Annotated in this window: 9 protein-coding genes; 3 read left to right on the top strand and 6 right to left on the bottom strand. The window is 70.7% G+C overall.

What is annotated here, in order from left to right; translation table 11 throughout:
* Positions 1–23: 23 nt before the first annotated feature.
* Entirely contained in the window at positions 24–1,406 is a 1,383-nt protein-coding gene (locus MO1_RS01045) for a cytochrome P450 (RefSeq protein WP_060915133.1), read from the bottom strand.
* 72 nt (positions 1,407–1,478) lie between these two features.
* Positions 1,479–2,102 carry a hypothetical protein gene (locus MO1_RS01040; RefSeq protein WP_255209197.1) on the bottom strand — a complete coding sequence of 208 codons (624 nt, stop codon included), beginning with the start codon at positions 2,100–2,102 and terminating at the stop codon, positions 1,479–1,481.
* A gap of 168 nt (positions 2,103–2,270) precedes the next feature.
* On the opposite strand from MO1_RS01040, the gene MO1_RS01035 reads away from it, so the two are divergent.
* Both MO1_RS01035 and MO1_RS14555 read left to right on the top strand, forming a co-directional pair.
* On the top strand, positions 2,271–3,515 hold the full coding sequence (locus MO1_RS01035) for a maltokinase N-terminal cap-like domain-containing protein (RefSeq protein ID WP_060914969.1): 1,245 nt from the start codon (positions 2,271–2,273) through the stop codon (positions 3,513–3,515).
* A gap of 123 nt (positions 3,516–3,638) precedes the next feature.
* Complete coding sequence (locus MO1_RS14555) at positions 3,639–3,833, top strand: hypothetical protein (RefSeq protein ID WP_157526335.1); 195 nt, start codon at positions 3,639–3,641, stop codon at positions 3,831–3,833.
* 51 nt (positions 3,834–3,884) lie between these two features.
* Here the strand turns inward: MO1_RS14555 and MO1_RS01030 are convergent, their stop codons facing one another.
* On the bottom strand, positions 3,885–4,160 hold the full coding sequence (locus MO1_RS01030; RefSeq protein WP_036310737.1) for a DUF3072 domain-containing protein: 276 nt from the start codon (positions 4,158–4,160) through the stop codon (positions 3,885–3,887).
* Between the two features lie 62 nt (positions 4,161–4,222).
* Positions 4,223–6,511: a maltose alpha-D-glucosyltransferase gene (gene treS / locus MO1_RS01025; protein WP_060914968.1), complete on the bottom strand. Its 2,289-nt coding sequence runs from the start codon at positions 6,509–6,511 to the stop codon at positions 4,223–4,225.
* 196 nt (positions 6,512–6,707) lie between these two features.
* Here treS and MO1_RS01020 point away from each other — a divergent pair, with 196 nt between their 5' ends.
* A complete protein-coding gene (locus MO1_RS01020; protein WP_060914967.1) occupies positions 6,708–7,814 on the top strand; it encodes an NAD(P)-dependent alcohol dehydrogenase in 1,107 nt (368 codons plus the stop codon).
* Positions 7,815–7,950: 136 nt separating this feature from the next.
* Here the strand turns inward: MO1_RS01020 and MO1_RS01015 are convergent, their stop codons facing one another.
* On the bottom strand, positions 7,951–10,464 hold the full coding sequence (locus tag MO1_RS01015) for a polynucleotide kinase-phosphatase (RefSeq protein WP_060914966.1): 2,514 nt from the start codon (positions 10,462–10,464) through the stop codon (positions 7,951–7,953).
* Positions 10,461–11,819 carry a 3' terminal RNA ribose 2'-O-methyltransferase Hen1 gene (locus MO1_RS01010; RefSeq protein WP_060914965.1) on the bottom strand — a complete coding sequence of 453 codons (1,359 nt, stop codon included), beginning with the start codon at positions 11,817–11,819 and terminating at the stop codon, positions 10,461–10,463. The genes MO1_RS01015 and MO1_RS01010 overlap by 4 nt, the downstream gene beginning before the upstream one ends.
* Positions 11,820–11,844 lie beyond the last annotated feature (25 nt).

Below are 11,844 nucleotides of genomic sequence, written 5' to 3'. Positions count from 1 at the left end.
ATGGCACTCGCGTGCGATGGGCATCAGGCGCGGTGGAAGGGGCAGCGGGCGTCGCCCGAACCCGCGGCGCGGACCCGGCCGCCAGAGCGCGGCTTGGTCGGCATGCGTCGCTCGTCCACCTCCAGGCCCGCGGGCAGGATCGTCACGCGGGGATCGCTCATCGCGCTGATGGAGGCCGCGAGTCCCGCTATCGCGAGCTTCTCGCCCGGGCAGCGGTGGCTCGTCGCGACGTCTGCGCCGCCGTGGGGGACGAACGCGGCGATCGCCTCGTAGTCGTCGACGCCGACGAAGCGCTCGGGGTCGAACGACCCCGCGTCCTCCCACGACCGGTCGTCCGTGTCGGTGCCGAGGATGTCCAGCACGATGCGTCCACCCGCGCGGACGGTGCGCCCATCGACTTCGATGTCCTCGGTCGCGAACGCGGGAAGCATCGGCACGAACGGCGACGTGCGTCGGATCTCCTGCGCGAACGCCGTCGCGAGCGGCCCGTCGACGAGCGACGCACGCTCGGCGACCTCGGCGGCGATGCGCTTGCGCCATTCGGGATGCTCCTCCAGTCGCTTCGCGGCGAAGGCGGTGAAGCGAGCGACGGCGATCATCGGGCGGAAGCTGTTCTGCAGTTCGATCCCGGCGAGCCGCGCCGTCAGCAGCCGGCCTTCGCGATCGCGGTGCCACGCCCAGGCGTTCAACGCCGTGCCCGGGTGCGCGTCGAGTCGTCCGGAGCGGACGGCCTGGATGAGTCGTTCGGCGTGCCGATCGGACCAGCGCCGGTTCAGCGCGGCGAGCAGGTACTCCGGCGAGTAGGGCACACCGAATCCGTCGACGATCTGGGCCTGGCGCTCGGCCCACCGGGTCTTCGCGTCGCCGGTTCCGGGGAGCCCGGCCCAGCGCATGATCGCGCGCCCCAGCGCGCCGACGGCCGCGTCGTAGGCCGATCGCTCGCCCCCGGCGATCCAGGCGTCGACCTCGTGCCGCCACTCCCGCTCGAGGTGAGGACGCAGCCGGCCGACCTGCTCGTCCTCGTAGAGCGCAGAGACGAACGAGGCCTTCCGGTGGCGGTGCTCGTCACCGTCGAGACTGTGCACGGAGTCGTGCCCGAAGAGGGTCTCCTGGATGAAGGGCGGCATCGCACCGTGGCGCGCGACACGGTCGTTGTCGTAGAACGCCGCGACCCCCTCGGCGCCGCGCACCAGCAGCGCGTCGGAGAACAGCAGGCGCATCGGCGCCGACCGGGCACCGCGCGGCACGCGCTGCCAGATCCGGTCGCCGAAACGGTACCCGCGGGTCAGGAGCGACGCGGAGTCATCGCGCCACGCCGGCCGCGAGACGACGCCGAGCGTCGGATCCGCGGAACGCTGCGCGCGGGTCGAGGGAACATCCGTCGAGGGCTGATCAGTTGTCGACATACTCTGACCGTCGCAGCGACCGCGATACCCAGCCAGGGGCATGCGTCGATCGATGCCGTGTGGTACCCGGCGTCAGTCGCAGTCGCGGGAGCCGGCGTAGTACCAGATGCCGGCGTCGACGGGCGACGGGACGGTCCGTTCCACGCCGAGGGCCGAGACGGTCGCTTCCGGCGAGCGGGGCATCGATCCGGTGCACGGCGAGAACGCGTCGGCGTCCTCCTCGTTCATCTCCAGAATCACCGCGAAGGACTGCCTGGTGCCTGCGGGTACCGGCATGCCCTCGATCGCGAAGACAGCGCCGTCCTCGGTGTCGGCGAGCCTCGTCTGACCGTTGGGGTTCACGAACGTCGGGCGCACGAGGGAGTTGGACGACTCGTCCATCCCTGGAAGGAGAATGCTGTGAACCTCGACGTCCGACCACCCGTCGTTGACGACGTGGAGACGAAGCACGCAGGTCATCCCGGGGACGACCTCGATCACGGGCGAGTAGAAATCCTCGTCCCACGCGAATCCGTTCTCGCCGGTGAAAGAGTCGGACGGCGACGGCGGATCGAGGCTCACCTTCGCCCCCTCACACGCGGTCGGACGCGCGTCATAGACGATGCGGACGCCGTCCACAGCCGACCGGGCAGCGACCTGCCACCCGGCGACCACGACCGCGGCCGCCACGAGCGCGATGCCCGCCGTGAACCACACCCTGCGTCGCCACCTCGGGCGCTCACCACCCGGAACCGGCTCGGGTCTCGTTGTGGTCGTTGGTTCCCCCATCCGTCGATCATGACAGAGGCGGTGTTTCCCCTACCTTCCCGGTGAATCGCCGTCCACCCCTTCCTAGATCCGGTGCCGGCGGGTCATGGTGATCGTGTGCGATTCGACGATGACCTCAGCGCCTGGGTGGCGCAGCAGCGCTGGTACGCGGGCAAAAGTCACGATCCACGGTTCCGCGTGCTCGATGCGCGGCCGGCGCCCGGTGGCGCCACCACATATCTCCTGATGGACGACGCCGGCGCCCTGCCGACGCTCTACAACGTCCCCCTCGCCGAGGTGAGCGAGCCGCCGGCCGAGGGCGCCGTCACCACGACGGACGACGGACGTCACGTGGTCGATGCCACGCGGCATCCCGCCTTCACGGTCGGACTCCTCGCCGAGATGGGCGTCGACACGAGCCGGGTGACCGGGTCGCGGGTGCTGACCGGCGAGCAGTCGAACACGTCGATCGTCTACGACGTCGACGGGTCGCCCGCGATCATCCTCAAGCTGTTCCGCACGCTGCACCACGGCGAGAACCCCGACGTCACCGTGCAGCGCGTGCTGAGCGATGCCGGATCCCCCTACGTGCCGCAGTTCTATGGCAGCGCGGATGCCGAATGGCCCGACATCGGCCGCGAATCCGGCTCCGCACACGGCACGCTCGGCTTCGCGCAGGAGTTCCTCCCCGGCGTCCGCGACGGCTGGGCCATCGCCCTCGACGCGGCCCGCGAGGGACGCGACTTCACCGACGCCGCCCGCGACCTCGGTGTCGCGGTCGCCGGCGTTCACGGCGCATTGAGCGACGCCCTCGAGTCCATGGATGCGGCGGCTGAACAGCTCGAGGCGGTGGGGCGCGCGTGGCGTCGCCGTCTGGCGATCGCCTCGGCGGAGGTCCCCGCCGTCGCCGACCGCCTCGCAGCGATCGATGCGCTCTACGCCGAGGCGCTCGACCGGCCGTGGCCCAGGCTCCAGCGGATCCACGGCGACCTTCACCTCGGACAGGTGCTCGCCGTGCCGCACGGCGGCTGGCGCATCGTCGACTTCGAGGGTGAACCGCTCCGCCCCATGGCCGAGCGCGCCATCCCCGACCTGCCGCCGCGCGATGTGGCCGGGATGCTTCGATCGTTCGACTACGCGGGCGCCGTGGGTGCGGGCCCGGATGCCGCGGCCTGGGCGGCATCCTGCCGTGAGGCCTTCCTGTCGGCCTACGAGACCGCCCCTGGTGCGATCGAACTCGACCCCGCGCTCCTGAGAGCCCTCGTGCTCGATAAGGCCGTCTACGAGTCGATCTATGAAGCACGGAACCGTCCGGACTGGCTGCCCGTGCCGCTCGCCGGGATCGACGCCGCGCTGTCCTGAGTCCCCGGGGGCCGCACATCGCGCTCCCGTCATACTGAAGTCATGGACTCCCGCAGACGAACGCGCGTTTCGTCTCCACTCCGGGCCCCGTTCACGCCGTCCGGCTCTCGGGTCGCTGCGACGGTGGCGATCATTGTCTTCCTTGCGGGGCTCCCGGTGGCGATCGTCGCTTTCGTCGCCGGCGCCATTCCCGTCGATGTCCTGGTGCTCTGGGTGGTCGGCGGTGGCGCGATGGTCGCGATCTTCATCGGCACTGCCGTCTTGGCACGCAAATACAACGCCGACACCGTCCCGACGCCCTCCGGCGACACCGACTAGACGCGACGACGCCGCGCCCGCCCGGAGGGGGCGAACGCGGCGTCGGATTCGTCAGCTCGTCGCGCCGCGCCCGGTCGCCTGCTGCAGACGGTCGATGTGCTCGGAGGCCTCGGCCTTCGTCAGGGTGGCGGGGATCTCCTCGCCCGCCTCGCGAGCCAGGGTGTCGAGGTAGCTGCGCTGCGCGCCGGTCATCGGCTCATCGCCGGTGACCCACTCCTCGGGGTCCTTCACCGCGGTGTCACCGCTCTGCCCGCCGAGCATCTCGGGCGCGTCAGCGTCGGTGGTGTCGGCCGGGTCGTTCTCGGGGATGCTGCTCTGATCGGTCATGATGCGACGGTACGCACCTCCCCCGACATCACGAGGGGGCTTGCGTACCGGCATCCGACCGGTCAGTCCTCCTCGGCCTGCGGGTGCAGGATGAGAAATCGCGCGCCGTACCCGGGGAGCGACACCGAGAAGCTCTGCAGGTCGTCGACGCGGCCGATGACCTCGTCGCTCGCGGCGTCGAGCACGTCGCTCTGCGGGGTGAGGTGCTCCGATCGCACGGTTCCCTCGATGGCGTCGGACGAGAAGTTCAGCACCGTCACCTGCAGCGGGGCGTCGGCGTCCGGGATCCCGTCGTCGAGGCGGTGGACGAGCACGAGCATGGCCGCGTGCGCGACTTCGGGGATGTCGACGGCCGTCGCCGTCGCGATGCCCGACTCGCGTCGCAGGTCGAGAATGGCCGACAGCCGCGACGCGAACGAATCGGGGTCGTCGAGCTGTGCCGGGAGCGGCCCGTAGAGCGCACGACCGCGCGGCATGCCCGACGTCGAGCGCGTCGCACCGGGGTCGGCGTCGAGCAGGTCGTGCGCGCCGCGCTCGATCCAGCGGGTGTCGCCGACGCGGATGAGGTCGGCGACCTCGTCGCCCGGGAGGGTCAGCATGCCGACGAGGTCCCAGCCCGACAGGGCGAAGACGCCGGGCTGCCAGGCGTTGTAGGCGCAGAGCAGCAGGTGGGCGTCGCGGATGGCGGGGATCTCGTCCTCGGTGATCGCATCGAGGGTCGGGATGCCTCGGGTCGCCGCGATGAGCGACGTCGCCGTGCAGGCGATGCCGTTCTGCGTGAAGACGCGGTTGTAGTCACCGGCATCCACCAGCTTCTCGGTCAGCTCCGCACGCACGATCTCGGCGAGCTCGCCGCCGGTGATCGTGCCGCCGCGGAAGCCGTACTCCTCGTCGGCGTGCCGCGTCGCCCAGTGCACGAGCTCGTAGGTGAGCTCGTCGTGGTTCTGCAGGCCGTGCACGAGCTGCACCGGCGCGACACCGAGAGCGAGCGACGATGTCAGCGCGAGGCGCAGGAACTCCGTCTGACCCGTCGCCAGGGCGTGGTGGTATCCCGGACGCCCGATGAAGTCGTACGACAGATCGGCGCCGACGGCGCCCGTGTCGCGGATGTCCTCCATCGTGAGGTTCAGCTCCTGGAACGTGAACCCGCCGACCTTGCGGACCATGCCCGCGATGATGTGGTTCGCGGCGTGGGAGAGCGGATGCCCCTCCGACCACGCGGGCAGCCCTTCGGCGCTCTTCTCGACGCCGAGGAAGCCGTTCGCGTCGAGGCGCAGCGCGCTGGTGCCGAGCTCGCCGAGCGAGTGCAGCGCATCGCCGATCACGAGCCGCATGCCCGCGAAGGTCGGGTCGAGCCAGTTGATCGAGGGCTGACCCTGCTTGAAATAGTGGAGGTAGACCCAGCGGCGCGTGACCCCGTCGGGGCCGATCGCGGGAGCGGTCGCGCTCCAGTTCGTCTCCTTCACGCCCGGCGTGTAGAAGATGACGCGCTGCAGCGCACCGATGATGTACCCGTGCTCGGCGAGCGTGTGCTCGGTCGCCGGGTCGAGATTGACGCTGTCGTACCCCTCGGGGACGTCAGGCAGCAGGTGCCAGTCGTCCGGCGGGATCGCGACCATGTGGTAGATCCCGGGGTAGTCCTTGAAGCCCATCTCGGCGAGGCGGAAGTCGGCGCCCTTGCCGGTGTGACCCGGCACGATGTCGTCGATGATGCTGCCGCCGTGCGACTCGGCGACGTCGCAGAGCGCGCGGAACTCGTCCTCCGTGCCGAAGGCGGGGTCGATTGCGGTGCTGATGCGGTCGAAGTGACCGTCGACACTGGGGGTCTCGCCCCAGCCTTCGATGCCACCGGCCCGCTTCACCGGGCCGGTGTGGACCGCCGTGATGCCGATCCGCTCGAACACCGACCACAGCTCGTCGTCGCCGAGGGCGGAGAGGAACGACTGTCCCGGCCGCGTGATGAGCGAGATGGGGTACGCGGTGAACCACACGTCACTCGTCGCGATCGCGCGGCGGGCGTCGGGGCGGGCGTAGGCGTTCCGCCACATCGTCGGCTGTCCCGACAGCTGGCGGGCCAGGACGTCGGCATCCTTCAGCATCGACTGACGCACCAGCCACTCGACGTACGACGGGTTCGTGCCGTTCGCCGTCCGCGGGTCGGTACGGATGCGGCGCACGCTGCTGCCGCGCAGGTTGTCCTTCGGGCGGAGCCGACGTGGCCGCGCGGGATAGCGCTGCTCGTCGTAGCTGATCTCGGGCATCTCGAGGTCCCCGTCCTCGGCCGCGGCGAGCGCAGCGAGGTCGATGGGTCCGGTGTAGAGATCTTCGGGTCGATCGTCGTCACGCGCCATGGAGTCCACGCTACGAAGTCGGAGCGGTCGGCAGGAAGGGGTGGTGCCGAGATTCTCGAACCGTTATGGGATGTCGCACTGCCACGCCATCGGATGCGCGTCAACCCGCGGCCCCGCGATGGATTCACGTGCATAGGCTGGAGGCATCCCTACGGCCACACCGCCGCACGGGCGCGTATCGAAAGGACCATCACCCATGACCACGACCGCCCACGCCGCCGTCCTCCACGACCAGGACGCTCCGTTCACCTTCGAGGACGTCACCCTCGACGACATCCGTCCCACAGAGATGCTCGTCAAGGTCGCCGCGACCGGCCTCTGCCACACCGATCTCGCCGTCCAGCATGGCGACATCCCCGCCCCCTTCCCCTACGTCCTCGGGCACGAGGGCGCCGGTGTCGTCGAGCAGGTCGGCGACGCCGTCACCGGTTACGCCGTCGGCGACAAGGTCGCCGTGTCGTTCGCTTCGTGCGGTCACTGCGCCAAGTGCGTCAGCGGCGAAGAGGCCTACTGCCGCAACTTCATGGCGCTGAACTTTGCCGGTGCTCGCGAAGACGGCTCGTCGACGATCACCGCAGCCGATGGCTCGGCCGTGCACGGCGCGTTCTTCGGGCAGTCCTCGTTCGCGAGCCACCTCATCGTCGAGGCACGCAACGCCGTCAAGCTCCCCGAGGACGCGGACGTCGAGATCGCCGGCCCCCTCGGCTGCGGCGTGCAGACGGGCGCAGGAACCGTGCTGAACTCGCTCGACGTCCCGGCCGGCGCATCGATCATCGTCAGCGGAACGGGCGCCGTCGGTCTCTCGGCCATCATGGGCGCCAAGGTCGCCGGCGCGACCACGATCATTGCGGTCGACATCCTCCCCGAGCGCCTCGCGTTCGCCGAGAAGCTCGGCGCGACCCACACGGTCAACAGCAAGGAAGAAGACGCGGTCGCCCGCATCCACGAGATCACCGGCGGCATCGGCGCGGACTATGCGGTCGACACGACCGCCGTGCCGGCCGTCGTCGAGATGCTCGCCGCTGCCACTGCCTTCGGCGCGAAGATCGCCCTCGTCGGCGTCCCGAAGCCCGGCGTCACGATCTCGCTCGGGTCGATCTCGGGTGCCGGCAAGAGCTACATCGGCGCGATCGAGGGCGACGCCGTGCCGCAGAAGTTCATCCCCGAGATGCTCGCCCTGCACGCCGAGGGCCGCTTCCCGTTCGACCAGCTGATCACGAAGTACGCCTTCGCCGACATCGAGCAGGCGATCGCCGACACTCAGTCCGGTGCCGCCGTGAAGGCCGTCCTGGTGATGCCCTGACACCTGTCCCCCGCGTCGAGCCGTCGCGGATGGTCGCTTTCCTCCGCCGAAATCGACCATCTGAGACGGCTCGACGGCGTTGATCCCGTGCGCGCGCGTCGACCCGACGCGAAGTCGGGTCGACGTCGTTGCTGGCTTACAGGCGCGGGTCGATCGGGTCGGACTCCAGGGCGAGCACGCCGAAGACCGCCTCGTGCACGCGCCAGAGCGGCTCCCCGGCGGTGAAGCGGTGGAGGGCTTCGACCCCGAGGGCGTACTCGCGCGCCGCGAGCGAGCGCTTGTGTCCGACGTTGCGGTCGCGCAGGCGCGCGAGGTTCGCGGGGTCGGTGTAGTCCGGGCCGTAGATGATCCGCAGGTACTCGCGCCCGCGCACCTTGATGCCCGGCTGCACGAGTCCCTTCTCGGTGCGCGTGAGGTTGGCGAACGGCTTGACGACCATCCCCTCGCCGCCCGCCGCGGTGAGTTCCTCCCACCACGCGACGGCGGCCGCGACGGATGCCTCGTCCCCGAGGTCCACGCGCCGTCGCCGCGTCGGCGCCACGAGGTCGGGTGCGGCGTCGACCAGGCGGTCGGCGACCCCCAGGTGCCAGCCGTGATCGCGGGTCTCGAACGTGGCATCCCCTGCGGCGAGCACCTGGAACGGCGCCACCCGCACCTCGTCGTCGCCGCCGACGTAGCGGCGATACGCAGCGCGGAACCCCCGCGCGCCCTCGGCGCGTGCCCGGTTCCGTGAGGCGAGGGCGCTGACGTCGATCCCGGATGCCGCGGCCCGAGCGAGCACCGCACCGGCGGCATCCGTCGCGGTCTCCGCCGCGGTCGCGACCGACGCGTACAGGTCGCGGACGAGCGCGCCGGCCTTGAGCGACCAGGGCAGGATCTCGGCGTCGAGGAGCACCCAGGACGCGCCGAGCTCCTCCCAGACGCCGGCCCGCTCGAGCGCCTCGTCGAGGCGAGCGAGCATGTCGGCTTCGACGTCGGGGGCGAAGAAGGGGCGACCCGTCCGCGTGTGGATCGCGCCCCGCCATCCCTCGGGCGCGGTGAACCGTGCCGGGTCGCGCGACACGAGCACGAGGGCGCGCGAGCCCATGTGCTTCTCTTCGGCGATGAGGTCGGTCACGCCGTTTCCGCGGTAGGTCGCGAACGCCTCGTCGGGGTGCTCGAGGTACCCCTCGCGCGCCGAGGTGTTCGGCGGCGACATGGTGGGCGGCAGGTGGATCAGCCAGCGCGGGTCGGTCGCCCAGCGGCTGATCGTCTCGAGGCCGCCCGCGGACTGCTCCTCCTGAATGCCGACCCGGCCGTGCAGGCTCGTCTGCACGATGAGCCTGCCCCGCACGTCGGCGAGGTCGAGGACCCCCGGCGCGCGCGTCGGCGCAGTGGGGACGAGCGGGCGTATCGGGTCGTACCAGACCTGCTCGGCCAGCACCGAGACGACCTCGCGCTCCGGGTAGCGCATCGCTGAGAGCGCTCCGCCGAACACGCACCCGGTGTCGAGGCACGCGGTGTTGTTCACCCATTCGACGGTCGGCACCGGCGTGTGCCCGTAGAGGACGACGGCCTTGCCCCGGTAAACCTGCGCCCACGGATGCCGCACCGGAAGGCCGTACTCGTCGGTCTCCCCCGTCGTCTCGCCGTACAGCGCGAAGGCGCGGACCCGTCCGGACGCCCGGCCGTGGTACTGCTCCTTGAGCCCGGCGTGGGCGACGACAAGGCGCCCCTCGTCAAGGATCAGGTGCGACACGAGGTCATGGCAGAACGCCTCGACCTGCTCGCGGAACTCCTCGCTCTCGCCCGACAGCTGAGCGAGCGTCTCCTCGAGGCCGTGCGAGACGGTCACCTTCGCGCCGCGGAGCGCGCGGACGAGCTTCGCCTCATGGTTGCCCGGCACGGCGAGCGCGCTGCCCGAGGCGACCATCCCCATCGCGAGGCGCAGCACCCCGACGACGTCGGGTCCGCGGTCGATGAGGTCGCCGAGGAACACGACACGACGCTGTTCGGGATGCCGCGCGTCGATCGCCCGGCCCTGCTCGTCGCGCACGAGCGCGTAGCCGAGCCTGCCGAGCAGAGTCTCGAGCTCGCTGCGGCATCCGTGCACGTCGCCGATCACGTCGAACGGTCCGCGCTCGTCGGTGCGGTCGGTGAGCAGACGCGTGCGTTCGATCGTCGCGTCCTCATCGGCCGTGCGGAGGACGTGTACCTTGCGGAAACCCTCGCGTCCGAGGTGGCGCAGCCCGCGGCGGAGCTGGTCGTTCTGCCGCTTCACGACGTGGGCGGGAATGCGACGGTCGGTGCGCACCGCGTTCCGCTCGACGGACACGGATTCGGGCACGTCGAACACGATCGCGACCGGCAGCACGTCGTGCGCCTTCGCGAGTTCGACCAGCGCGCGTCGGGCCTCGGGCTGCACGCTCGTCGCGTCGACGACGGTGAGCAGTCCCGCGTCGAGACGCTTACCCGCCACGTACTGCAGCGCGTCGAACGCGGCCGCGGTGGCGGACTGGTTGGACTCGTCGTTCGAGACGAGCCCCCGGAACGCGTCGCTTGAGAGCGTTTCGTAGGCGCCGAAGTGCTCCCGCGCGAACGTGGACTTGCCCGAACCGGATGCCCCGACGAGGACGACGAGCGACAGGGCGGGGATGTCGAGGACGGTCATGCCGCGACCTCCTTCCGGAACAGGGCGAGTTGGGTGGGCGCGCCGAGGTCGGCATCCGCGTCACCGACGGGGCGGAACTCGACCGCGTAACCGTGCCGGCCGGCGACCCCCTCGGCCCACGCGCGGAACTCGTCGCGCGTCCACTCGAAGCGGTGGTCGTCGTGGCGGAACGTGCCCGCCGGCAGATCGGGGTAGAGCGCGTTGTACTCGGCGTTGGGCGTCGTGACGACGACGGACCCGGGCGAGGCCGAAGCGAAGACGGCGTCTTCGAGCGCACCGAGTCGCGACGGGTCGACGTGTTCGATGACCTCCATGAGCACCATCGCGTCGAACCCGTGCAGGCGCTCGTCGCGGTAGACGACCGAGCCGTGGAGAAGGTCGATGCGTTCGCGTTCGGCGTCGGATGCCTCGGCGAGCTGCAGCATCCGCGCGGCCTGCTCGAGCGAGCGGGCCGACACGTCGACGCCGACGATCTTCGAGAACGCCCGGTCCTTCACCAGGCGTGCGAGGAGCGCGCCGGGCCCGCAGCCCATGTCGACGACTCGGTGCGCGCCGACGTCGGCGAGCGCGGCGAGGACCGCGTCGGCCCGGTGCTGGCTGAGCGGGGTGGGGCGTTCGTCGAGCACCGCGTCGGCCGTCTCGAGCAGAGCCCGCTGGTGCAGGAGGTACCGGCGGGTGATGAGCTCGCGCTCCGGGTGGGCGGGGAGCCAGCCTTCGCCCGCGCGTTCGAGCTTGCCGATCTCGTCGTCGCCGACCCAGTAGTGCTTGGCATCATCGAGGACGGGCAGGAGGACGTACAGCTGCCGGAGCGCCTCGGCCAGACGCACCTCGCCGGTGAGGACGACGGAACTGAAGCGGGAATCGCCCCACTCGGGGTGCGCGTCGTCGAGCGCGATGCGCTGCTCCTCGACCGTCCATCCGCACGGCTCGAACAGCCGACGCACGAGGCCGTCACCCCCGCCGCGAGCCGACACGACGGGGACCTCGATGCGAAGGGGCAGAGCGGATGCCGCCAGCTCCGGGTACGAGTCGCTCCGCCCGGTCATCGCGGTGCGGAACACCGTCCCGATCGCGACGGCGAGCATGCTCGAGGCGACGTACGGGCGGTCGTTGACGTAATGGCCGAGGGCCCCGGCATCCCCTCGGAACCGCTTGTTGCGGACGAGTGCGATCGGATCGACCTCGAGCATCATCGCGACGGTGCACCGCTCGGGCGTCGCCTCGGGGTAGAAGACGTGGATGTCACCCACCGGCGCCGAGAACGTCTGCACCTTCGCGGGGTGCTTGTACATGAGGAAGCCGAGGGCGGTCGCGTCCTGACCGTCCGTCGGCGTGTAGGTGATCGTTACGAGCATGATTGCCTCCCCCGTCGTGGCATCC

The organism is Microbacterium oleivorans NBRC 103075, from assembly GCF_001552475.1.
GTDB lineage: Bacteria > Actinomycetota > Actinomycetes > Actinomycetales > Microbacteriaceae > Microbacterium > Microbacterium oleivorans.
This window is presented reverse-complemented; position numbering and strand designations above follow the sequence as displayed.